The 26,265-nt window shown below is 74.1% G+C and carries 6 protein-coding genes; 4 read left to right on the top strand and 2 right to left on the bottom strand.

Annotated features, from left to right (window positions below):
* The first annotated feature begins 14 nt into the window (after positions 1 to 14).
* From ACFXPK_RS11035 to ACFXPK_RS11020, 4 genes are read left to right on the top strand one after another with little or no spacing between them, the layout of a single operon-like run.
* Complete coding sequence (locus ACFXPK_RS11035; protein WP_385073997.1) at positions 15 to 22,343, top strand: SDR family NAD(P)-dependent oxidoreductase; 22,329 nt, start codon at positions 15 to 17, stop codon at positions 22,341 to 22,343.
* Positions 22,340 to 23,590, top strand: coding sequence for a hydroxymethylglutaryl-CoA synthase family protein (locus tag ACFXPK_RS11030; RefSeq protein WP_385073994.1), 1,251 nt, complete (start codon positions 22,340 to 22,342; stop codon positions 23,588 to 23,590). Before ACFXPK_RS11035 ends, ACFXPK_RS11030 begins: the two co-directional genes overlap by 4 nt.
* A gap of 23 nt (positions 23,591 to 23,613) precedes the next feature.
* On the top strand, positions 23,614 to 23,859 hold the full coding sequence (locus tag ACFXPK_RS11025) for a phosphopantetheine-binding protein (protein WP_042163787.1): 246 nt from the start codon (positions 23,614 to 23,616) through the stop codon (positions 23,857 to 23,859).
* Positions 23,860 to 23,870: 11 nt separating this feature from the next.
* Positions 23,871 to 25,082, top strand: coding sequence for a beta-ketoacyl synthase N-terminal-like domain-containing protein (locus ACFXPK_RS11020; RefSeq protein WP_384993923.1), 1,212 nt, complete (start codon positions 23,871 to 23,873; stop codon positions 25,080 to 25,082).
* Here the strand turns inward: ACFXPK_RS11020 and ACFXPK_RS11015 are convergent.
* Positions 25,048 to 25,794, bottom strand: a complete 747-nt coding sequence (locus tag ACFXPK_RS11015) for a thioesterase II family protein (RefSeq protein WP_384993926.1) — start codon at positions 25,792 to 25,794, stop codon at positions 25,048 to 25,050. The genes ACFXPK_RS11020 and ACFXPK_RS11015 overlap by 35 nt on opposite strands.
* The gene (locus ACFXPK_RS11010) at positions 25,791 to 26,228 is read right to left on the bottom strand and encodes a hypothetical protein (RefSeq protein WP_385074081.1); all 438 of its coding nucleotides are present in this window, start codon (positions 26,226 to 26,228) and stop codon (positions 25,791 to 25,793) included. The genes ACFXPK_RS11015 and ACFXPK_RS11010 overlap by 4 nt, the downstream gene beginning before the upstream one ends.
* Positions 26,229 to 26,265: the final 37 nt, after the last annotated feature.

Genomic DNA, 26,265 nt, shown 5'->3' with positions numbered 1-26,265 from the left:
CACGGGAGGTAGTCATGCTCAGTCCGGGTTCCCGCGTCGAAGCAGAGGTCGCTCTGGAGCCGACCGACTTCGTCGTCCACGAGCACCGGCTCCGCGACGTCTGCCTGCTGCCGGGCAGCGCCCTCTTCGACGTGATCTGGCGGATGCTGGAGGCCCGTGGTCTCGACCCGGCGCGGGCGGTGCTGACCCGGGTGCTGTTCGCCGAACCTGTCACCACCGCGCCGGGCATCGGCCGGGAGCTGCGCGTGGTGTTCGAGGCGGACGACACCGGCCGGGTCGGTGTGCGCGTCACCAGCCGCCCCGTCGGCGAGCTCACACTCGGTGCGCCCTGGGTGGAGAACCTCCGCGCGCAACTCGACTGGTCCGGGCGGGCGCTGCCCGGGCTGGCCCCGGACGTCCGGGACGCGGCCGACGCCACCGGCGACATGGCGCAGGTGTACGGCAGGGCGCGCGCCCAGCAGGTGCACCATGGGCCGCGCATGGCCTGCACCGGTACCGTCCGGCGCGGCCCCGGCGGTCTGCTCGCCGAGATCGACCTCGGCACCGGTGCCGGGAGCGAGGACTTCTACCTGCACCCCGCCCGCCTGGACGCGGCCACGCTGCTGGGGTTCTGTCAGACGCCGCCGGAGGACGACCCATTCGTGCCGATGTTCGTTAGCAGGTTCCGTGCGGTCCGGCCCCTGCGCGGACCGGCCCTGGTCCATGTCCCCGAGGCGGAACGGCTCACCGATTCCGGCGAGTTGCTCAGCAATGACGTCCGCATCTACGACCTGGACGGCGAGCCGATCGCCGAGATCGTGGGCTTCGCGTCCAAGCGGCTGCGACCGGGCGCGGCGGTGTCGGCCCCGGAGGCTCCCGTGCCGGTGGCTCCGGAGCGGGCCCCGGTCCCCGCTGTCTCGTCGGCAGTGGCTCCCGAGGTGGGAGAGCGGCGGGCGACGCCGGTGAGCGGAGCGATGCCCGACCGGGTGCGCGCGGTGGTCGCCGGGCACCTCGGCCGGCCCGCCTCCGACGTGCCCACAGGAGTCGGCTTCTACGAACTCGGCCTCAACTCGGTCGACGTGCTGCGGATCGCGGAGCAGCTGGAGGAAGTGGTCGGCTCGACCCTCTACCCCACAATGCTCTTCGAGCACACGACAGTGGACGCCGTCGCCGCTTTCCTCGTCTCCGAGTACGGGGAGACCTCCTCGTCCGAAGACGTGTCCCCGGATGCGGAGACCGGTTCGGCCGAAGCGGCCCCCGGGACCGGCGACGCCCGGCTGCCGGGTGAGCTCGTCGCCTTCGAACCGGTCTGGACCCCGGCGCCCGCCCCCGTGCCGGGGCACGGGTACGGGGACATCGTGGTGTTCGGCGCGGCGTGGGCCCAGGCATTGCGGGCCGCTCGCCCGGACCGCCGGGTCGTCACGCTGGTGCAGGACGGGCCGGCGCCGGCCGGCGGCTACGTCGTGGACCAGTGGGACCGGGCGGACCTGACCGGCCTGCTGCACCGGATGGCCTCCGACGGGATCGAACCGTCCGTGTTCATCGACGCCACCTGGCCCGCGCCCGCGCCGTACCCCCGGCTGTGGGCACTCGCATCGGCCCTCGTCGACAGCCGCAGACCCGGCCCGCACCGGTTACTGGTGGTGCACGGGCCGAACGCCGACGCCGGGTACCAGGCACTCGGCGCGTTGCTGCGCACCCTCGGCACGGAGGTGCCCGCACTGCGCTGCCGCGTGGTCGCCCTGCCGACCGGCACGCCCGACGCGGCAGTCCTGCTCGCCGAGGCCGACGACCTCACGGACGACGTGGAGGTGCACCACTTGGGCGGCCGGCGGCTGGTGCGCCGCCACCGGCCCGTACCCCTCCCGCCGCCGGAACGGGCGCCGATCCGGCGGGGCGGCTCGTACCTCGTCGCGGGAGCCGGCCGGATCGGTCTGCACGTCGCCAACTGGCTGGCCCGCGAGTACGGGGCCGAGCTCACCCTCGCTGCCCGTCGCCCGGAGCCGCCCGAGACCTCCAGGCTCCTCGCCGAGTGGCGGGAACTCGGTGTGACGGCGCGTTACGTGCGGGCCGAGCTCACCTCGGCGGCCGATGTGGCACGTCTGACGGAGGCCGCCCGGCGCACCCAGGGGCGTCTCGACGGGGTGTTCCAGTGCGCGGGCGCGGTCGAGGACGCGGTGTTCTTCCGCAAGCGGCCGGAACGCGCCGCCGCCGTGCTCGCAGCCAAGATCGACGCGGTCACCCTCCTCGACGAGGCGACCTCGGCCGACGACCTCGGCCTGTTCGTGGCGTTCTCCTCGCTCGCGGCCACTCTGCCCAGCCCCGGCCAGTGCGACTATGCCTACGCCAACGCCGCCCTCGGCGCGCTGATGCGGCGCCGCACCGGGCCGGGCCGCAGTCTCGCCGTGGAGTGGCCGTACTGGTCGGACGGCGGAATGACCGCGCCCGCCGACGCCCTGCGGCACGACCGGCAGACGCACGGACTGGCACCGATGCCCACCGCGGCCGGACTCCGCGCCCTCGGCGGCGCGCTGGCCTCCGGCGCGTCCCATCTGCTGATCGGTTACGGCGAACCAGACCGGATCGCGATCGCGCTCGGCACCGCGACCGAACCCGGGTCCGCCACCACGGCCACATCCGGTACGGCTCCCACGACCGGGACCGCGGCCGGGACCGGCACGGAGCCCGGTGCCCCGTCCGATACCGATCTCGTCCTCGCCCCGGCCGCACCTCCCGCCGAGGCAAGGGGCGGGGTGGACGATGATGCCATCGCCGTGATCGGCATGGCCGGCCGCTACCCGCAGGCCGCCGACGTGGCGGAGTTCTGGCGCAACCTCAGCGCGGGACGCGACTGCATCACCGAGGTACCGGCCGACCGTTGGCCGCACGAGCAGTTCTTCGACCCCCGGCCGAACACACCGGGCCGCACGTACGGCAAATGGGGCGGGTTCCTCGACGGTATCGACCGTTTCGACCGCGCCTTCTTCGGCATCTCCCGCCGCGAGGCCGAGCGGATGGACCCGCAGGAACGGCTGTTCCTGACCACCGCCTGGCAGACGGTCGAGGACGCGGGATACCGGCCCGACCAGCTCACCGACCGCAGCGTCGGGGTGTTCGTCGGAGTGATGTCGTCCCACTTCCAACTGGTGGACGCTGCGCCGGACGAGCCACTGCCTCTTGCCCTGCACTCGTCCGTGGCCAACCGGGTGTCCTACCGGATGGACCTGCGCGGCCCCAGCATGGCGATCGACACTGCCTGTTCGTCGTCGCTGACGGCGATCCACCTTGCCGTGCAGGCCATCCGCTCCGGCGAGTGCACCTGGGCGCTGGCCGGCGGGGTGAATGTCATGCCGCACCCGGAGAAGTACCTGCAACTCGCCGCCGGGCAGTGGCTGTCGCGCGATGGACGGTGTCGCAGCTTCGGCGAGGGCGGCACCGGTTATGTACCCGGCGAAGGGGTGGGCGCACTGCTGCTCAAGCCGCTCGCCGCCGCGCGGGCGGACGGCGATCACGTGTACGGCGTGATCCGCGGCTCCCGCCTCAACCACGGCGGCCGGGCCAGTGGATTCACTGTGCCCAGCCCGGGCGCGCAGACCGACGTGGTGACCGGAGCCCTGACCGCCGCCGGCGTCGACCCGGCCACCGTCAACTACGTCGAGGCGCACGGCACCGGCACCTCGCTCGGCGACCCGATCGAGGTCCAGGGACTGCGCGACGCGTACACGGGTGTGGACACCACCTGCGCCCTCGGCTCGGTCAAGTCGGTCATCGGCCACCTGGAGAGCGCCGCCGGGGTGGCCGCCGTGACCAAGGTGCTGCTCCAACTGCGGCACCACACGCTCGCCCCCACGCTGCACTGCGACGAGGTGAACCCGGCGCTGCGCATCGACGAGAGCCCGTTCCGGCTCCAGCGCACCGCCGAACCGTGGCAGCCGGGAGCGGCCGGAGTCCGGCGGGCGGGCGTCAGCTCGTTCGGCGCCGGCGGCTCCAACGCCCACCTCGTCCTGGAGGAGGCGCCCCCGCCCCGCGCCGCCCCCGTACCAGCCGGGCCCGCCGTACTGGTGCTGTCCGCCGAGGACGAGGAACAACTCGCCCGGGTGGTGGGGGACCTGCTGGCCGTCCTGGAACAGGGCGACGAGCAGGTCCGCCACGCGGTCGCCGGTCTCCTCGGCGTGCAGCCCGACGACGTATCGGCCACGGTGCCCCTGCGCGATCTGGGCCTGGAAGTGGTGGACCTGGAGCTCCTCGCGGCGTCGACCGGGCTTCGCGCCGACGAGCTCGCCCGGCGCACCCTCGACGAACTGGCCCCGGGCGAGGGAGCGGAGCGGCTGCACGACCTCGCCTACACCTCCCAGGTCGGCCGGACCCCGCGGGCCCACCGGCTGGCCGTGGTCTGTGCCGACAGCTCCGCCGCCCGCCGGGCGCTGCGGGCCCACCTCGCGGGCGAGGCCCCGCCACCGGGCGCCTACTGGGGGCGCGAGCCGGGCGCGGACCCGGCCGGTCTCGACGACGCGGTGCGCGAGCGGCAGTGGGACCGGCTCGCCGAAGCCTGGGCGGCCGGGGTCGATGTGCCCTGGCACCGCTGTCACCCGGCCGGCCTGCGACGGGTGCCGCTGCCGCCGTATCCCTTTCGGGGCGAGCGCTGCTGGCCGGGCCTGTGGCGCGCGGAGAACGCGGGGGGAGCGGAGACGGCTGCCGTCGCGGGCACCCCTGCCGCCACACAGGCCACGGCCGTGCCGGGCGTCCGCGCCCGGGCGGGCACCACCGCTGGGAGACAAACGGGTGCCCGGCCCCGCGTCGCTCCCAACACCGCTGCTACGACGGGAGTCACCGCTGTGACGGACACCGCTGCCGCGAACGGTGGAGCGCCGGAGCCGCCGCGGGCGCCGGATCCCGATCCGGACCGGCCCGCGTGCGAGACACGCCTGCTGCCGGACGGAATCCTCCTGGTCACCCTCGGCCGCAGCACCTTCACCGACGAGCTGCTGGACGGCTTCCGGGAAGCCCTGGTGCGGGCAGCCGCCGACGAGGCGGTGTCCTGCGTGGTGATCACCGGGAGCGGCGAGGTGTTCAGCATGGGCGCCACACCAGAGGCGATGGCCCGACTGGCCGCCAAGCAGGGCACGTTCGCCGACGTGTCCTTCCTGCACCAGCTAGTCCTCGCGTGCGACAAGCCGGTCGTCAGCGCCCTCCAGGGCCACGCCAGCGGCGGCGGCCTGGTGTTCGGCCTGTACGCCGACGTGGTGGTGATGGCGCGAGAGGCGAGTTACGGCGTGCCGTTCCTCACCTACGGGTTCACCCCTGGAGCCGGCGCCACCTTCTTCGTGGAGCGCAAGCTCGGTACGGCGGTCGCCGAGCAGTTGTTCTACACCGGACGCACGTTGACCGGTGCGGAACTGCGCGAGCGCGGCGCCTCGGTGGACATCCGTCCGCGTGCCGACGTCCTGCCCACCGCCCTGGGGTACGCCCAGTCCATCGTCCGGCAGTCCCGCACGGCCGCCGCCGAGCTCAAGCGGGAGCTGGCCGGACGCACGCTCGCCGCTCTGTCCGACGTGATCGAACGGGAGTTGCGCATGCATGAGCGAGTGCTGGGCGGCGAGGCCGTCGAACGCGTCCAGAGCCGCCTGGGACGCGAGTCCGCGCCCTCCCCGACCGCCGCGGCGACCGCACCAGCCGCGCAGCCCGTGTCTTCCGTGCCGCCTCACCCGCCCGTCCCCTCCGTGCCGCCGGCACCGCATGTGCAGCCGGTACCGCCGCCGGGAACTTCCGGGTCGGCCGGCGAAGAACTGCGTGACGTCGTCGTCGAGGTGGTGGCCGCTCAGCTCTACCTGGCACCGCACGAGGTCGATCCGCGGCAGACGTTCTCCGACATGGGACTGGACTCGATCGGCGCCGTCGAGGTCACCAACACCCTTGCCTCCCGGCTCGGCGTCCACCTGGAGTCGGTCCTGGTCTACGAGCGGCCGACGGTCCCCGAACTGGCCGATGCCGTGGCCGAGGCCGTACGCAACAAGCAACAGGTGGCCGACGCCGCCGTGGCCCCGCGCGCCGGGGCGTCGGAACCGGCCCGGCCCGCCGAGCCTGTGACGGACGGGCCGGCCCCGTCGCCCGTCGGCACAGCCGCGCCCGCCCCGGCGACGGCACCGCTCGTAATCCCCGTTCCCGCCCCCGTCGTGGCGGCCGTGTCCTCGCCGGAGCCAGGGGCCGCGGTCCCGCTCGTGCTGCGTGGCGTCGGCGCACGCGCCGGGCAGCACGCGGCCCACGCGGCACCCGCCGCGCCGGGCCCGGTCGGTACCGCCGTACCCGCCGCTTTCACCAGGCCCGCGGCGACCGTGGCGCCGGACCCCGCCCCGCCACCGCACGACGCGCACGCCATCGCGGTGATCGGGATGTCCGGCCAGTTCCCACACGCGCCCACCCTGGAAGCATTCTGGGCCGCTCTGGTCGATCGCAGGCAGCACACCGAGGAGGTTCCGGCCGAGCGCTGGGACACCAGCGTCCACTACGACCCGGCGGGGCCCCCCGGCACCACGACCAGCAAGTGGGCGGCGTCGCTGTCCGGCATCGACCGGTTCGACGCGCCGTTCTTCCGTATGTCCCCGCTGGAGGCGGAGGACATGGACCCTGAACAGCGGCTGTTCCTCACCGAGTCGTGGCGCGCGCTGGAGGATGCCGGCTACGCGGTCGGCCCCGACACACCCACGTCCTGCGGTGTCTTCGTGGGCTGCACGCAGAGCGACTACCGGCACCTCCGCCGCGCCGCCGGACGGCACGACACGGCGCACAGTTTCCTCGGCGGCGCCCCGTCGGTGCTGGCGGCCCGCGTCTCGTACTTCCTCAACCTCACCGGCCCCACCGCCGCGGTGGACAGTGCCTGTTCGTCGTCCCTGCTCGCGGTGCACCTGGCCTGCCAGAGCATCCTGAGCGGGGACTGCGAGATGGCGGTCGCGGGCGGGGTCGCGCTGATGCTGGGCCCCGACATCCATGTGCAGACCAGCGCTGCGGGCATCCTGTCGCCGACCGGCCGGAGCGCGCCTTTCGACGCCTCCGCCGACGGCATCGTACTCGGCGAGGGGGTCGGCGCCGTGGTGCTCAAGCCGCTGGCCCGCGCGCTCGCGGACGGCGATCACGTCCACGGCGTCATCCGGGCCGGCGGCGCCAACGGCGACGGCCGCAGCAACGGCATCGCCGCGCCCAGCGGACGCGCCCAGGCCGACCTGCTCACCCGGGTCTGGCGGCGAGCGGGCATCACCCCCGACGAGATCGGTCTGATCGAGGCGCACGGCACCGGCACCCCGCTGGGCGACCCGATCGAGGCGAAGGCGCTCGCGGAGGCGTTCACCCGGACGGGATCGACGACGGCGTCCTGCGCGCTCGGCTCGGTCAAGGGCAACTTCGGCCACACCACCATGGCGGCGGGCATCGCCAGTCTCCTCAAGGTGCTGCTGGCGCTGCGCCACAAACAGTTGCCGCCGACCGCCGGGTTCGCCTCGCCCAACCCCCGGCTCGACCTCGACGACAGCCCGTTCCAAGTGGTCACGGAGGTGCGGGATTGGCCGCCGGGCCCGAGCGGGCAGCGCATCGCCGCGGTCAGCAGCTTCGGCGTGAGCGGCACGAACTGCCACCTGGTCGTCGCTGAGGGCCCGGCCCGGCCGCGGCACCTGGGACCGCGCAGCTTCGTCGTACCGGTCTCGGCCCGTACCCCCAGGGAACTCGGGGAGCAGCTCGGCGCCCTGGCCGAAGCGGCGCCGTCGGCGCCGGAACTCGCTGACGTCGCCTACACCCTGTGCTTCGGACGCCGCCACCATCCGGCGCGCGCCGTCGTCGTCGCGGACAGCCTCGACGACCTCGCCGTCCATCTGCGGGCCGCAGCGAACGGTGCCCCACCGTCCCTGGCGGCGGCCACGCCGGAGCAGCGTCGCCTCGCCGACGAGTACCTCGCAGGCGGCAGCCCCGCGTTCGGGACGCAGTTCCACGGGATCGAGGCCCGCCGCACCCCGCTGCCACCGCATCCGTTGCGCGGCACCCGGTACTGGCCGAAGCCCCCGGCCGCTCCTGCGACCGCTCCCGCCGCGGGCCTCACTTGGTGGGTGGCCCCGGACGCCTGGCAGGTCGCCGACCACCGGATCGGGGACACTCCGGTGCTGCCCGGCACCGGCGCGCTGGCCCTCGCCGCGGTCGCGGCGGGCGACGACGGGACGCTGGAGATGTCCGGAGTGCGGTGGCTCCAGCCGCTGCGCGCCGGTACGGCGCAGGAGGTACGGGTCGAGATGGACGGCTCCCGCTTCAGCCTGCGTTGCGCGGGGACGGACTTCGCCACGGGCACGGTGCGGCCCGCTCCGGCGCCGGCCGCACCGCTCCCGGTCGACGACATAGCCCGGCGCTGCACCGGCCACCGGTCGGGCAAGGACCTCTACACCCGGTTCGCCACCGCCGGACTGCACTACGGCCCGGCCTACCAGGTGGTCGACGAGGTGTGGGTGGGCGACGGCGAGGCGCTCGGCCGGCTGACCGTCGCCGAACGATCCACGTGGAGCAGCGTGGTCGACGTGGCCGCACTGGACGGCGCCGTCCAAGTGGCTTCCGTCCTGGCCGGAGAGGGGGAACTGCTGCTGCCGTTCGCGGCGGCCCGGGTGGTGGTGCGCCCGGCCGACGGGGCGCCGACCTGGGCGCACGTCAGCCGGACCCCGGAGGGCATCACGGTCCGGCTCGCCGGAGCCGACGGCTGGGAGCACGCCCGCATCGAGGGCCTGGTTGCCCGTGAGGCACGCACGGAGCACCCGCGCCCGGCGCGCGCCGGTCAGTACGGCGAGGTGGCGGCCCCGGGGCAGTCCCCCCGTACAGCCCCCGAGGCACCGTCGTCGTCCCGTACAGCCGGTGCGGGGGAGGAGGACGGCGGGCCCGCGGTCTCCGTACTCGTGCCCACGTGGACGTCGGTGGGGGAGGGAGACCTCTCGCCCGCCCAGTCCGGACGTGCCCTGGTTCTCCACACGCCCGGCGCGGAACCGCTGGCCCGGGAGCTCGCCGCCCGGTGCGGCGGCGAACTGCTGCCGCTGGCCGCCGGACCGGACCGGTTGGCACGCCCCGACCTGGACTCCGTTCACGTGGTGGCGACCGGCGACAGCCCGGCCGACCCCGACGAAGACCCTACCCTTGCACAGGTGTTCGACTGTGTACGGGTGCTGGCTCAGGGCCCGGCGGCCCGCCGGCCCTTGAACCTGACGGCGGTCCTCGAAGGGGTGCTGCCCGCCGGCGGACGACCCGTCACGGCTCCCGCGCGGGCGGGCATCCTCGGTGTGCTGCGCGCCGCCGGCGCCGAACACCCCCACTGGCAGGTACGCGGCCTCGACCTCGGCGACGCGGGCGTGGAGGCGCTGCTGCGGGCCCCGGCCGGGCATCCGGCGCCGGCCTGGCGCGACGGCCGCTGGCTCACCCGGGTCTTCCGGCCCCTGACGGCCGCGCCCACCACGGCCCGGCTTCCGCAGGCCGGGACCGCGACCCCGGGCGGCCCCGCAAGCCCCGCCTCGCCCTGGCGCGACCGTGGCGTTCATCTGATCGCGGGTGGCGCGGGTGGCATCGGTTTCGCCCTGAGCCTGTACCTGGCTCGGCACACCTCCGCCGACCTGGTCTGGCTGGGACGCCGACCGGCCGACGCCGAGGTGGCCGCACGGCTGGCGGAGGTCGAGGCGGCCGGCGGCCGGGTCCGGTACGTGCGGGGTGACGTCGCGGAACCCCGCGACGTCCGGGCCGCGCTCGCCGTGGCCCACACCGAGTTCGGCCCGGTCACCTGCGCGGTGCACGCCGCCCTGGAACTGCGGGACCGGACACTGGCGTTCGCCGACGCGGACGACCTGCGGGCCACGCTGCGGCCCAAGGCCCGGGGCGTACGGGTGCTCCACGACGTGCTGCGCGACGAACCCTTGGACCACTTCGTCCTCTTTTCCTCGGCCGCCTCCGCGATCGACTCGCCCGGCCAGGCCGCGTACGCGGCGGCCAGCTCCGTCGAGGACGCCCTCGGGCAGGCGCTGCACGCCGCGGGCCCGGTTCCGGTGACCGTCGTCAACTGGGGCTACTGGGGCAGTGTCGGAGTGGTCGCCGCGCCGGAACGGGCCCGGATCATGGCGGCGGCCGGAGTGGGCTCGGTCGAACCCGCCGACGGATTCGCCGCCCTGGGGCAGATCCTCACCGCCCGCGTGCCACAGGCCCTCGTCGCCCGGGCCACCCCGGAAGCGCTGAGCAGACTCGGAGTGACTGTGCGGGAACCGGCCGAAGACAGCCTCGAATCCCTGGCGGGCGCCCTGCTGGCCGCTGAACTCACCGCCGCCGGAGTGCTGCCCGCACCAGGTGCAGGGTGCTCCGCCACGACGATGGCCGAACGGCTCGGCGTCGTACCCGCCCATCGCCGGCTGTTCGACGCCCTGTTGCCCATTCTCGAACGCGCCGGGGCGGTGCGCTGCGAGGGCGCGGACCTCATCGGCCTCGGCGGCACCGGACCGGCCGGTGCTCCCGCACGGCCGCATGCTTCCGTCGAGGCGCAGGAGCAGCTGCTGCGGCGATGTGTGGCTGCGCTGCCCGAAGTGCTGGCCGGGCGCCGCAACCCGTTGGAGGTGCTGTTCCCCGGCGGTTCGACCGACCTCCTCGCGCGGTTCTACGGCGGCGGCGCGGCCGAACGCGCCGCCAATCAGGAGCTCGCCGCCCGGGTGCGCAGCCAGGTCGACGCCTGCGGGCCCGGTGCACGAGTGCTCGAGATCGGCGCGGGCACCGGCGCCACCACGCGCCACGTGCTGGCCGCACTGGACGGCGCCGCACCGGTCGAGTACGTGTTCACCGACCTGTCGGCCTCGTTCCTGCGGCAGGGCGAACAGGCCCTGCGGGCGCACGCACCGGACGCCGTCACCCTGAGGTACGCCCGTTTCGACGCGGAACGGGAACCCGCCGTCCAGGGCTTCGGAGCCGATCACGACGCGGTGGTTGTCGCCGGTGTGCTGCACGCCACCTCGGACGTCACCGCCGCGCTGCGGCACGCCGCCGAGCTCCTGCGTCCGGGCGGCCTCCTCCTGGTGCACGAGACCACCGGGCGTTCCGACTTCCTGACGCTCACCTTCGGGCTGACCGAAGGCTGGTGGCGCTACCAGGACCCCGAGCTGCGCCAGCCCCACTCGCCGCTGCTCACGCCCGGAACCTGGCACGCGGTTGCCGGGAAGGCAGGTCTCACCGACGTCGAGGTGACCGCGGCAGCGGCCACGGGAGCGGCGGGTCCCTGTCTGCTCACGGCCCGCAGGGAACCGGCCGCCGTGACGCCGGACCAGGTATCCACGGCACCGGACCCGGCCGTCCCCACGCCCGAGGCGGCCCGCCACTACGTGCGCGCGGTGTTCGCCGAAGTGCTCCGGCACGATCCGGAGGACCTCGGCGACCACGCGGCCTTCGACGACTTCGGCATCGACTCACTGGTCAGCCTCACCCTCATCGGCCGGTTCGAGGCCGACCTGGGCGCACTGCCGTCGACGCTGCTGTTCGAGCACCTGACCATCGCAGCTCTCGCCGACCACCTGCGCGCCATGCGGCCGACGGAGCTGGCGGCAGCGACCGGAACGCCCCGCACCGGCCCTGGGACGATCTCCGAGGTCCGCCCTGACACCGGGACGCCTTCTGTGGCCCGTACCGGATCCGGGGCAGCCCTTGTGGCCCGTACCGCAGGGACGGAACCCGCTTCGCACGACGGGGCCGTGCGGCCCGACGACATCGCGATTGTCGGCGTCAGCGGCCGGTACCCCGGCGCGCCGGACCTGGACGCCTTCTGGCGGCTGCTGTCGTCCGGCGGGGACGCCGTCACGGAGGTGCCGGAGGACCGGTTCGACTGGCGGGAGTACTACGACGCCCGGCCCGGCACCCAGAACCGGCTCTACACCGCACGGGGCGGGTTCATCGAGGGTGTCGACCGGTTCGACCCCGGCTTCTTCGGCATCCTGGCCCGCGAGGCGGTGAAGATCGACCCACAGGAACGGTTGTTCCTGGAGACCTGCTGGGACCTGCTGGAACGCACCGGCAACCTCGGCGACCGCGCGACCGGGCGCACCGGGGTCTTCGCCGGTGCCATGTACGGCACCTACGGCCAGCTCGCCGCGACCGCGTGGCCGCAGGGCGAGATGACCGGCGCGCACTCGTCGTACTGGTCGATCGCCAACCGGGTGTCGTACCTGCTGGACCTGTCCGGGCCCAGCTACGCGGTGGACTCCGCCTGCTCGTCCTCGCTCACGGCGCTGCACCTGGCCTGCGAGAGCCTGCGGCGCGGAGAATGCGACACGGCGATCGCCGGCGGCGTCAACGTGATCATCCACCCCGCGCACTTCGTCTCGCTGTGTTCGATGACGATGCTGTCGCCGCACGGTATCTGCCGGGTCTTCGACGCCGAAGCGGACGGATTCGTTCCGGGCGAGGGTGTCGGCGCGGTGCTGCTGAAGCCGCTGAGCCGCGCGATCGCCGACGGCGACGACATCTGGGCGGTGGTCAAGGGCAGCGCAGTCAACGCGGGCGGCCGTACCTCCGGCTACACCGTGCCGAACCCGAACGCCCAGGCGGCGGTCATCACGCAGGCCCTCGAACGGGCCGGCGTCGACCCCGCCACGGTCGACTACGTCGAGGCGCACGGCACCGGCACCGCCCTGGGGGACCCGATCGAGATGGCCGGTCTGCGCAGGGTGTTCGACCGGGTCGCCGTGGGCGCAGCCGATGGTGCCGATGCCCGTGCCGACGCCCGGCCGCTGGCCGTGGGCTCGGTGAAGGCCAACGTCGGCCACCTGGAGGCGGCGGCGGGCATCGCCGGGCTCACGAAGGTGCTGCTCCAACTCCGGCACCGCGCCATCGCTCCCTGTGCCCACCTCCGCGAGATCAACCCCCGCATCGACGTCGGCGACCGGCTGGACCTGCCGAGGGAACTACGGCGCTGGGAGGCGGGGGCGTCGCCCCGGCGGGCCGGTATCAGCTCGTTCGGCGCCGGTGGTGCCAACGCACACGTGGTGATCGAGGAGTACGTGCCCGCACGGCCGGACCCGGTGGGCCCGCCGTCCGGAGACCAGCTGTTCGTGCTGTCGGCACGGTCGCCCGAGCTGCTGGCCCAGTACGCCGGTGACGTCGCCGCCGCCCTCGGGGGGCCGCTGCCGGTGGGCGCCGGACTGCCCGGGCTCGCCCACACCAGCCAGGTCGGGCGGCCCGCCCTGCGGGAACGTCTCGCAGTGCTCTGCGGCAGCGTGCCCGAGCTGGTCACCCGACTGACCTCGGTCGCCCGTGGCGAGAGCGCGCCGGGTGTGTGGCGCGGCAGCGCGGCACCCGGCCGCGAAACGGCTGCTGCCCGCGAGGCCGTTGCGGGCGGGCCCGACGACACGGCCGTCGGCCCGGCTGCCGAACGGTGGGCGGACGCGGCCCGGCGCTGGACCGGGGGCGAACGGGTCGACTGGGCCGCCCTGTGGCCCGTTTCGCCACGCGCGGCCGCCTTCCCGGGGCACCCCCAGCGGCGCCGGCGGATCTGGTGGGAGCCGGCCACGCCGCCGCCCGCAGCCCCCGTGTCGCTGCCCGCGACCGAACCCCTGCCCGAGGGCGCTCCCCTCCCCGCGACCGCTTCCGTCCCTGTAACCGCCCCCGTGCCCCTGAGCGTCCTCGGCGAGACCGTCCGCGGCCACCACGTCGGAGGCCGTCGCATCCTGCCGGGTGCCGCCGTTCCCCAGCTCGTCCACGCGGCTCTTCCCGGACTGTCCGGCGCCGTCCGCTTCGGCGACCTGACCTGGCAGTGGCCCCTGGACCTCGACCGCATAACCGAGGTACGGGTCGTGGCGGGCGCCCACCGGCCGGACGAGCCGGTCCCGTTCACGCTCACCGGCCCCGACGGGGTGGCGTACGCGACCGGCACCGTCGAGCCCCTGCCCGACCCCGCCCTGCCGCCCGGTACTGCGCCCGCCCCCGGCCAGGTCGGCCCGTCCGTGGCGCCCGCCGTCGTCTACGCCCGCCTCAGCGCGGGCGGGGTGCGGCACGACGGTGGCCTCCAGGTGCTCCGGGCCCTCTGGGCCGGACCGGGGGAGTGCCTGGCCGATGTGGCGGCATCGCCCGCGCCCGGCCTGTGGCTGGACCCGGCCGTGCTCGACGGCGCGCTCCAGGCGCTCGCCGTGCTCGACGACGCCAACGGCTACCTGCCCACCTCGTGCGCCGAACTGACCAGCGTTCGTCCGCTCCCGGCCCGCTGCCGGGTGCATGCCCGCGATGTCACCCCGGACGGTGCCACCGGCTTCCGCATCGTCGACCTGGACATCTACGACGGGGAGGAACAGATCCTCGTCCTGCGGGGGTTGCGGCTGACCGCCGTCCGGACCGAGGCGCCCCGTGCCGCCGTCCCCCTGGACGCGTCCGTGCCCGCAGCGGTTCGGAGCGAGGCTCCGGCGCCGTACGGCGGTGTCCGTACGGACCACGCCCCCTCGGCCGGTGCGACGGCCCGGGAGTCCGCGCCCGTCGACATCGAGATCCGCCACCGGCGGCCCCGTTGGCGGCCTGCCGGCCCGCCGGAGCCGGGCCGCCCCCTGCGCCGGGTGCTGCTGCACTGTCCGGAGCCCGCACTGCGCGCCGACCTGGCCGCCGAACTGGACCTGCGCGGCATCGCCTGGGACGTCGACGCCGATGCGGGACCCGGCGCCGTGGACGCCGTCCTCCACGTCTGCCCCGCCTCCGCACCGGACCTCACCACACAACTCAGGGAGGGCTTTGACACCACGCTGCGGCTGGCGACGAGCCACCTGGGGGCCGCCCGTTCCCGGACCCCGCTGCGGATGCTGGTGGCACACCACATCGACGAGCGGACCGGGCAGGCCCGGCCCGCGTACGCCGCCCTCGGCGCCCTGCTGCGCACCATCTCGCTGGAGCACACGGACTTCTCCGGCGTCCAGGCGCAGGTGGAGGGGGCCCCCGCAGAGCTTGCCCGGCTGCTGGTCGAGGAACTGCTCGGTGCCGGTGAGGGCGACGTCCGGCACACGGCCACGCAGCGGTACGTGCGGGAGTTCGAGGATTACGAGCCACCGTCGGCCGCTCAGGCGGCCGACCCGGCCCTCTTCACCGGCCCCGCGCGCACCTACCTGATCACCGGCGGAGCCGGCCGGATCGGCACGACGCTCGCCCGGCACCTCGCCGTGCGCGGCGGCCCGGTCAACCTCGTCCTGTGCGGCCGTCGCGCCGCCGACGCCGCAGTGACGGCGGCCTTGCGGGACCTGTCCGCAACCGGAGCCGAGGTGATCTACCACCAGGCCGACGTCAGTGACCGGCGGCAGGTCGACGCTCTCGTGGCGACGGTCCGTCAGCGGTTCGGCGCCCTGCACGGCGTCGTGCACGCGGCTGGTGTCACCCGCGACTCCCTCGCGGTGCGCAAGACCCCCCAGGAGGTGGCCGAGGTACTGGCCCCCAAGGTCTGGGGCGTCGTACACCTGGACGCGGCCACCCGGGACGAACCGCTCGAATTCCTGGCGCTGTTCTCCTCGGTGGCGGCCACTACGGGCAACCTCGGCCAGGCCGACTACGCCTTCGCCAACGCCTTCCTCGATGCCTTCGCCGACGAACGGGCCGCCCGGCACCGCGCCGGGCGGCGTCCCGGGCGCACGGTGTCCATCGGCTGGCCCCTCTGGTCGGACAGCGGCATGCTGGTCGACGAGGCCAGCCGCACCCTGATGGCGCAGCACACCGGCATGGTGCCGCTGCCCGGGGCGGACGCCCTGCGCTCCTACGACGCCTTCCTCGCGGGAGACGAGACGTGCCCCGGCGTGGTCTCCTACGCGGAGGGCCTCCGGCCGCGCAGCACGCGGCACCACACCTTGGTGCCGGACGTCGCCGGGACCGCCGAGGAGGAGCCGACCGCCGAACGAACCGGGAGCGTCGAGCGGGAACTGCGTTCCGTCGCTGCCGGATTCCTGATGGTGCCGGACGACGACGTGGACACTGGCACCGACCTGATGGAACTGGGCTTCGACTCGATCTCGCTGACCGAACTCATCACCAAGGTCAACGCGCGCTACGGCCTCGACCTCCTGCCCACCGTACTGTTCGAGGCCCCCACCCTGGAGGCGCTCGCCGAGCGCCTGGTCCGCGAGCACCTGACGGTCGGGCGGGTGGAGGACGTCCCGGAAAGGGCGTTGTCCGAAGCATCTGCCGCATCTTCCGCACCTGCCGTGTCTGATGTTCCTGGCGAATCCTCGGTGTCGCCCGTACCCGCCGGCCGGGTGTCCGGCCGCGCCGGGTCCGCGATGCCCGTCGCCATCGTCGGCATGGCCGGCCGGTTCCCCGGCTCCGATGATCTCGCAGCCCTCTGGCGGACGGTGTCGGCCGGTCGGGACCAGGTGGGGCCCGTCCCCGCGGACCGTGCCGAACTGCTCGCCGATCCGCGGATGGCCGGGGTACGCGCCGGATTCCTGGAACGTGTCGCGGAGTTCGACGCGGCAGCCTTCGGCATCTCGCCGCGCGAGGCCGGATACATGGACCCGCAGCAACGCCACTTCCTGGAGGTGACGTGGCAGGCCCTGTACGACGCGGGCCGTCGCCCCGGCGAGCTGGCGGGTTCAGCCACCGGCGTGTTCGTCGGCGTGGCCACGGGCGACTACAACGAGCTGATGACGGCATATGGCGGCGCCCCCGAGGCCCACATGGCCACCGGTGTCGCCCACGCCGTCCTCGCCAACCGGGTCTCTCATCTGCTGGACCTGCACGGCCCCAGCGAGGCGCTGGACACCGCGTGCTCCAGTTCGCTGGTCGCCGTGCACCACGCCGTCCGCGCGCTGCAGAACGGTGACTGCGACCTGGCCATCGCCGGTGGCGTTAACCTGACGCTCAGTCCCGCCCTTTTCGCGACCTTCACCAGGGCCGGGATGCTCAGCCCACGCGGCCGGTGCGCCAGTTTCGACGACTCCGCCGACGGATACGTCCGGGGCGAAGGCGTCGGCGCCGTCGTACTGAAGCCGCTGGACCGCGCACGGGCGGACGGCGACCACGTGCACGCGGTGATCCTGGGCAGCGCGGTCAACCACTGCGGCCGCACGCCGTCCCTGACCGCGCCCAACCCGACGTCCCAGGCGGACGTCGTCGTCGACGCCGTCCGGGCGGCCGGGGTGGACCCGCGCACCATAGGCTTCGTCCAGGCGCACGGCACCGGCACTCCGCTGGGCGATCCCATCGAGATCGAGGGCCTCAAGCAGGCTTACGCCCGGTTGTACGAGGACTGGAACCTGCCCGCCCCGGCCGAGCCGCACGTAGCGGTCGGCTCGGTGAAGGCCAACATCGGTCACCTGGAGGCGGCAGCCGGGATCGTCGGCCTGCTCACCACGGTGCTCGCGATGCGGGGCGGTCTCGTCCCGCCCCAGCCGCACCTGCGCGAGCCGAACCACTACCTGCGCCTGGGCGGCACCCCGCTGACCCTGGCGGACGGAGCCCGGCGCTGGGACCCGGTGACGGACGAGTCCGGGCAGCCGGTGCGCCGCGCCGGAGTCAGCTCGTTCGGCTTCGGCGGGTCCAACGCCCATGTGGTGCTCCAGGTCGAGGGAGCGGCGGAGACCCGGCCACCCTCGACCGGCGGACCGTGGGTCGTGCCGGTGTCGGCGAGGGACGCTCAGGCCCTGGCCGACTACCGCGCGCGGCTGGCCGACTTCCTCGACCGGACGCCGGCCGCCCGCCTCGACCAGGTGGCGTACACCTTGCAGGTCGGTCGGGAGGAACTCCCGCACCGCCTCGCAGTGGTGGTCCGCGACCGCGCCCAGCTCGTCGCCGCGCTGCGCGGCACGAGCCCCGACGGAGTACACCTCGGCGTGGCGACCGCCCGCCCGGACGGTGCTCGCGCGCACGTCACTCCGGAGGAGCTCGCCGCAGCCTGGTGCGACGGCCATGCCGTCGACTGGGCCGGCCGCTGGCCCGCCGTCCCCGGCCGGACACCGCTCCCCGGGCCAGGCTTCAGCCGCGTGAGGCACTGGTTTCCCCGTCCCGCCCAGCCCCTGAAGGGATCGACCGACACCATCACCGAGCCTGACAAGACCTCGGTCGAAGCCGTCGAAACCGTGGCCGTACCTGTGGGGAACCGGAGTGAAACCCGTCAGGCCGCGCCCGCAGCCGTCGCGACCACGTCCGTTGCCGCACGGGCCTCGACCGCTTCCGTGCCGTCGTCACTGTCGTCACTCCGGTCCGCCGAGGACGCGAACGAGTCCGTACAATCCGCCCCGGCACGTCGCGCGGCGCGTGGACAGGTCCGCTTGGCGCCGGTACACCGCGTGGACGCGCCGCGGCCCCCGTCCCCGCGCGTCGGCGCACCCGAGCCGTCGGCCCCGGCGCCCGCACGGGCCGCCGAGGTGACGGCGCAGGGGCTCCGCGAGCGGGTGGCGGTGGCGCTGGGCCTGCCTGCCGAGGAGATCGGCGACCACGACTCGTTGACCAGCCTCGGCCTCGACTCGATCATGCGCGTGGAACTGGTCCGCTGGCTGCACGACAAGCACGGCACTACCCTGCCGACGAGCGAGCTCTATGAGCACGACACGCTCTCCGGCCTGGCGCGCTACCTCGGCACGGTCGGTGCGCCGGACCCCGCCCCGGCTGCTCCGGACTCCGTACGGTCCCGGCCGGAGGCCGAGTCGGCCGCGGTGATGCCCGTACAGCCGGTGTCGGCGCCGCAACCGGTCGCCGCGGACGCCGTACGGCAGCCCATCCAGGAAGCGGCCCTGATGCCGGACCCGGCGACGCCTGTACCGGCCGAGTCGACTCCGGCACCGGCCGCTCCGGATGCGCAATCGGAGGCGGATGCGGAGCCGGACGACCTCGCCGCCGTCGTGCGTCGCGCCGTCGAGCGTGCCGTGCAGAAGGATCTGGGGCCCGACGGCCGGTTCACGGACGGTTCCCTCACCTCTCTCGACATGCTGCGGGCGGTACGCGCACTGGAGAAGGTGCTCGGCACGCTGCCCAAGACGCTGCTGTTCGACCGGCCCGACTGCGTCTCGCTCGCCGACCACCTGGCCGGACGGTTCGGCGCCCCGGCGGTGGCCCGGCTCGGGGAACCCCCCGCCCCCGCCGCCCCTGCCCCGCGGGACATCGCCCACACCGGAGCGGGCGCCAGGGTGGTTGTACCGCGCTCCGAGCTGGCCGACCGCCCCGACCTGCTGCGGCTCGTGCGGGATGTCGAGGAGCAGTACGGGATGGAGACCGGCCTGGCCGGTCTGAGCATCGCTCCGCTGCTGTTCTTCCCGGCCACCCGCGACGGCTACCTGGCGATCGGCCGCCGTGACGACTCCGTGCTGGTGTGGCGGTACACCGGTGCACCGGAGCAGTTCGCCTCGGCGGCCGGTGAGCTGCTGGCACACTGCCGCGACAACGGACTGCGGCTCAACCTGCTGTCCACCGAACCTCTCACGGAGCTGGCCGGCACCCCCATGCTGGCCACCGCGTTCGGGGTCGTGCAACGGCTGCAGAACCTCGACGCGTTCTCGCTCGACGGCGGTCGCCGGAGCAAACTGCGCTATCTGGTGAACCGGTTCCGCCGCGACGGTGACAACCGGGTCGGGGAGTACGTCAGCGGCTCCGACCCGGCGACCGACGAGGCGATCGCCGGTCTGGTCGACCAGTGGTCCGAGGGCAAGCAGATGGTGAACGCGTACGTCGCCGAGGCCCGCGAGCTGATCAGGGCGGGGAAGCTGCCCGACCGACACCGGATCTTCCTGACCTACCGTGACCAACAGCTGCTCAGCGCCATCGTGCTGGCCGCACTGCCCGCCGAGAAGGGGTACCTGCTCGATGTGGAGTTCTATCCGCGGAGCATGCCGCTGGGCGGCCTGGAGTACAGCCTGGTCGAGATCGTGGGGCGGCTCGCCGCGGAGGGGGCCGAGGTGCTCAGCTTCGGCGGCAGCTTCGGCGTCGAGGTGACGACCACGCCCAACCCGGCGGAGGACGTGCGCCAGGCGCTCGCCGAACTGCGCTCGGTCGGGATCTTCGACGAGGGCAACTACCGCTTCAAGAAGAAGTTCGGGCCGGTCGAGGTGCCCCTCTACCTTTGCCAGCCGGCCGCGAACCGTACCGATGCCGTCGACCTGATCACGATGATCGCCAACTCGGAGGACACGGCGGCCACTTCCCCGGAGGGCGTGGACACCGGCACGGCGGGTACCCCCGGTTCGGCCGACCACGAGGCGCCCCCCGGCGCGCCCGTGTCCGACCGCGCCGCGCAGCTGGCCCGGGTCGGGCACAACCCGGTCCTGCTCGACCACGCGGAGGTGGAGTTCGACCTGCTCACCGACTCGTGGTTCGAGCGCACCGACGCCTTCGTCACCGACCGGATGGCCGCCCTGGCTGCCCGGGTCGCGGACCCGGGCAGCGCCCCGGTGGCACCGCCCGCCTGGATGCCGCTGTCGCATGTGTCGTGGACGGCGTCCGGACGGTCCGCCGAGCTGCGGCTGTGCCGCTCCTGGCCCGGCCGACGGGGAGTCGTGCTGCACAACGACCTGTTCCCGACGTGGCAGTTCGCGCTGGCCGAGGCGGGGTTCACAGCGGTCCGGACACCGCGTCCGGACGGCGCGGCGCACACCGGCGACGCCCGGCTCGCCAGGCTGGCAGCCCTGCTGGACGAGTACGGCGCGGACGTGTCGTTCGTCTGTCTGGAGCTGAGCACCAACGCGGCCGGCGGCCTCCCGCTGACCCTCGGCGCACTCAGGGAGGCGGCCCGCACCCTGCATGAGCGCGGCGTGCCGCTGGTGCTGGACGCCACCCGGATGGTGGACAACGCGTGGGCGGCCGGCGAAGCGGCCCGCGTCGACCTCTGGCAGACGGTGCGCGACCAGCTCGACACCGCCGACGCCGTGACGGTGAGCCTGTCGAAGAACTTCGCCGTCGGGCTTGGCGGGCTGGTCGCCACCCGGCGCTCCGACCTGGCCGAGCGGATGGCCGAGGACGAGGACGCCTACGGCCGTCAACTCGGCCGCCAGCAACAGGCCGTGCTCGGTGCGGCGCTCGCCGACACACCGGTGATCGGCGAGCTGGTCCACCGCCGCGGCGAGCAGGTGCGGTCCCTGCACCAGCGGCTGGTCGAGGCCGGTGCGCCGGTGCACGGTGGGCCGGGCGCACACTGCGTGCTGCTCGACCCGCGGCGCGACGACGCGTTCGGCGGCCTCGCGCAGCCCGGGCCCGCCATGCTCGCCTGGCTCTACCGGGCCACCGGGGTCCGGGGCGGCCCGCACCTGGGCGACGACCCGGCCGGTCTGCTGCGCCTCGCGGTGCCGACGGGCCTGTCCGACGCCGACGCCAAGACGCTCACGGACCGGCTCGCCAGCTGCTTCGTCGATCGCTCCGGGGTGGTGGACCTGCACCCGACGGGACCGGTGGACTCGCCGATGGCGTTGGCACGGGCCCGGTTCGAGCCGGCGGACCGGATTCCGGACGACGTACGGGCAGCGGTTGCCGCCGGCTACGCGCCTGCGGGTGACAACCTGGCGGTGCTCAACGCGCACGCCCCGGCCGTCCAGCGGCACCTGGTGGAGCTGGAGACCGCGACCGTCGAGGCGTTCGTGCACGGCACCGGCCCCACCCTGCTGCTGATGCACCCGTTCAACATCGGGGCCGGGATGTTCGCCCGCCAATTCGCCGAACTGGGCGCGGACCACCGGCTGGTGGTCCTGCATCACCCCGGGGTAGGCGCCACCCGCACCCGGGGGCAGATGTCCCTCGACCACATCGTCGACCTCTGCACCGAGGCCCTGGAACGGCTCGGCATCGACGGCCCGCTGCACCTGGCCGGAGCGTCCTGGGGCGCACTGGTGGCCCAGACCTTCGCGCTGAGGCACCCCGGCCGCGTCGCCTCGCTGACCACCATTGGCGGCTCGTACCGGTACGCCAACCGGGTCGGCGAGGTGAACCGGCTCGAGGTCATCGTGGCCGAGGACATGGCCGCCGTGGCGGCGGCCACCGGCGACGAGGCGCGGCTGCCGGACCTCGCGGCGGAACTGCTGCGCTGCGAGAGCATGGACCCCTACGTCGGCCTGTCCTACCTGGACTTGTTCGCCGACGAACCGGATCTGCTGCGCCGACTGCCGGAGCTCGACCTGCCGGCCGCGGTGATCCAGGGACGGCTCGACTGCGTGGTGCCGTTGGACACCGCCCGCAAGCTGGCGGCCGCCATCGCGGGCGCGCGGTACGAGGAACTGGCCGACGCCGGGCACTTCCCCTGCGTGACCCACGCGGACGAGATCAGTCGGCTCTTGCGGGAGGTCGTCGCCGCGTCCGCCGACCGAGAGCCCCACACCACTCTCCGCCCCTCCGACGCCTCCGGCACACCGCGTTCCACCGACGCCCACCGGCACCCAGAGGAGACCGCATGACCACCGCACCGCGCCCCGTCACCGTGGGCGTCGAGGCGCTCGACGTCTACGGCGGCAGCGCCTGGATCAGCGCCGACGACCTGGCCGCGGGCCGGGGCCTGGACCGCGGCCGCGTCAAGAACCTGATGCTGACGGGACGTTCGGTCGCGCTGCCCTTCGAGGACCCGGTCACCCACGCGGTGAACGCCGCCAAGGGCCTGGTCGACGGTCTCGACCCGGAGGCGCGCGACGCGATCGAGGTCGTGCTGGTGGCGACCGAGTCCGGCGTGGACTACAGCAAGTCGATCGCCTCGTACGTCCACCGATACCTCGAACTGCCCTCGCACTGCCGGCTCCTGGAGGTCAAGCAGGCGTGCTACGCCGCCACCGCGGCCCTGCAGCTCGCCGTCGGCTATCTCGCCTCGGGCGCCTCACCGGACGCACGGGTGCTGCTGATCGCCACCGACGTGGGCCTCGCCGACGAGCGTGCCGAGTACGCCGAACTGGCCACCGGCAGCGGCGCGGTCGCGATGCTGCTCAGCGAGCACCCCGACATCCTCGAACTGGATCTCGGAGCGTTCGGCCTGCACAGCTTCGAGACGATGGACACCGCCCGGCCCGGTCCCGACATCGAGGTCGCCGACGCCGACCAGTCCCTTGTGGCCTACCTGGAGTGCACGGTCCGCAGCTTCGCCGACTACCGAACCCGGGTCGCCGACGTGACGTTGGACGGCACGTTCGACCACCTGGTCTTCCACACACCATTCGCCGGCATGGTGCGGGCCGCGCACCGCCGGGCGATGCGCGAGTTCACCGGGTTCGGCTCGGCCGCGATCGCCACCGACTTCACCCGCAGGGTCGAGCCGGGCCTCACCTACCCGGCGCAGGTCGGCAATCTCTTCTCCGGGTCTCTCTACCTGGCGCTGGCAAGCCTGGTGGACCAGTTGCCCGGAGCGACGGATCGGGCCCGGGTGGGCCTGTTCTCCTACGGGTCGGGGTGCTCCTCGGAGTTCTTCAGCGGCACCGTGCGCGAGGAGTCCAGGCAGGCCATGGCGGCCCGGAAGATCGGGCCGCGGCTGGCCGCCCGTCGCCGCCTCGGCTTCGCCGAGTACACCGAGCTGCTGCCGGAGAGCCGGGCCTGTCTGCTGCCCCGCGCACACCTGGCCGTCGGCGCCCACACCGATTGGCGCCCCGACTCCCCCGGCGGGCCGCCCCTGCTCGCTCTCCAGGGCGTGGAGAACTACCACCGTCACTACGACTGGATCTGAACCGGAAGGACGTCAACGACACCATGGAACACACCGACGGAGCGGTGCTGGCCGCCATCCGCCACCACGCGACCGCGATCCTGCCGGACCTCGCGCCCGCCGACATCGTGCCCACCCGGACGCTCGCTGAGCTCGGCCTCAACAGCGTGGACCGCAGCGAGGTGGTCACCAACGTGATGGACGACCTGGACGTGCTCGTCCCGATCACCGAGTTCCGCCAGGCCATGCCGGTCGGCGACCTGGTCGCCCTGTTCGAGCGGTACCGGTGACGCCGGCCGGCATGCGGGCGGCGGTCACCGGACTCGGCGTGCTGTCGCCGCTGGGGCCCGACGCGGACCGGTTCACCGCCGCGCTCCGCGCGGGCCGCACCGCGATCGCCCGGACCGGGGCGAACGACGCTCTGCCGTACCGGGCCGCGCTGTCCGACGACGCGCTGAGCGAGGCACTCGCGGCGGCGTCCCTCCCGCTCGGGGCGCTGAGCCGCACGTCCCGAACCGTCCGCGCGTCGCTGGCCGTAGCGGGTCAGGCATGGCGGGCGGCCGGACTGCACCGGCGCGACCTCGACCCGCGGCGGCTCGCCGTGGTGGTCGGGGGCAACAACCTGAACGGCGCCCAGAGCGCCGCCGCCGCGGGACGCCTGGGACGGGACCCGCTGCTGGTCCCGCCCCGGCTGGCTCTCCAGTACCAAGACACCGACCATGTGGCGACACTCAGCGCGGCGTTCGGCATCAGGGGGGAGGGGCTAACCGTGGGCGGAGCATCGGCCGGTGGCAACCTCGCTCTGATCCAGGGCGCCCGGCTGATCGCGTGGGGGGTCGCCGACGCCTGCCTGGTCGTCGGTGCGCTGGCCGAACCCGCACCGGCCGAACTGCGCAGTTTCCTGAACCTGGGCGCCATGGTGCCCACCGAGGGCAGCGGGCCCGGCGGTCCCTTCGACCGCTCGCACCGCGGGTTCGTGCACGGGCCCGCGGCAGCCGCGATGGTGCTGGAGAGAGCGGACGCGGCGATGCGCGACGGAGCCGACGTACTGGCTGAACTGGCGGGGCACGCCGCCGCGCTGGACGCGAACAGCCAGCCCGATCCGACCGTCGACGGGGAGGCCGACGCCATGGCCCGGGCCCTGGCGGACGCCGGCATCGCCCCGGCCGACGTGGACCTGGTCAGTACGCACGGCACGGGTTCCCCGCTGGGCGACCGGGTCGAGGCCGACGCCATCGCCCGGGTGTTCGCCCACGCCTCGCCCTGGGCCAATGCGGTCAAGGGACTGGCCGGGCACGCGCTCACCGCGGCCGGCCTGGTGTCCGCTGTCGCCGCCGTGGTGCAACTGCGCGGCGGCTTCGCGCACCCCGACCCGTGGCTGCGCGCACCGATCGACGGTGCCCCCAGGCTGGTCGGGGACACCGCCGTCGCCACCCCGCTGCGCTGGGTGGTGTCGAACGCCTTCGGCTTCGGGGGGTTCAACTCCGCCTTGGTGTGGCGGGCTGCTCGATGAGGCGCCCCGTCGCGTCCAGCAGGGTACGGCGCAGGGACTCGGGCAGCCCTTTCAAGTAGAAGTGGTCTCCGGGGAAGACGTGCAGGCTGAAGCCCCCGGCCGTGAGATCGGCCCAGCGTGCCATCTGCGCCGGGTCGACCTCCGGGTCGGCGTCGCCGGTGAGGGCCGTCACCGGGCACGCCAGGGGCGGCGTCGACGTCGGCTGGTACGTCTCCACCAGCCGGAAGTCGGCCCGCAGCGACGGAAGGAACAGGTTCGCCAGGTCCGGCGAGTCGAGCACCGCCGACGGTGTGCCACCGAGCCCCGTCAGCACCTCCAGGAACTCGCGGTCGCCGAGCAGATGACGTACTCCCGTCCCCCCGGGCACCCGCCGGCCGGAGACGAACACCATGCCCGGCGCCGGGCGCAGCCGCTGCGCCGCCTCATAGGCCACCATCGCGCCCATGCTGTGCCCGAACAGCGCGTAGGGCCTGTCCAGCAACGGCTCCAGCGCGGGCACCAGGTCCTCGACAAGATCCGACATACGGGTGTACGGCGTTTCGTGGTATCGCCGTTCCCGGCCGGGCAGCACGATCGGGACCACGTCGATGTCCGGCGCCAGCATCCGGCGCCACGGCAGGAAGAGCGTGCTTCCCCCGCCGGCATGCGCGAAGCAGAACAACCGGACGGGGGCGTGCGGATCTCGTGTGCCGACGGTCCAGTCCACGGTCATCGGGACCCTCCTGCTTCTCGTACCACCAGGTGGCCGTAGGAGCCGCCCGAGCCGACGGCGTTCACCAGGGCCCGCCGTGGCGTGCCGGACCGTTCCCAGCCGATGGCCCTCCGGGGCACGTACACCGGCCCGTCCGCCCAGTCCACCAGTGGATTCGGCCGGTCGGAGACCAGGGTCGGCGCGATCCGGCCGTGCCGCAGTTGCATCAGAACTTTCATCAGCTGCCCGAGCCCGGCCGCCGCCTCGGCGTGCCCGATGTTCGGCTTGACCGTGCCCATGGGGACCGGGACTCCGCGGCCGACCAGCAGCTCGGCGAAGGCCGAGACCTCCGTCGCGTCCGCGAGGCTCGCGCCCGCCGCGGAGCTCTCCACGTAGGACAGCGCCGCCGGATCCAGCCCGGCTGTCCGCAGCATTTCCCCCAGCGACGCGGTCAGTTGCGCCGGGCCGGGGGGGCCCCCCCCGGGCCCCTTC

Source organism: Streptomyces sp. NPDC059142 (genome assembly GCF_042755665.1).
In the GTDB taxonomy this organism is placed as follows: domain Bacteria; phylum Actinomycetota; class Actinomycetes; order Streptomycetales; family Streptomycetaceae; genus Streptomyces.
The sequence above is the reverse complement of the archived record's forward strand: the minus strand, read 5'-3'. Positions and strand labels throughout refer to the sequence as shown.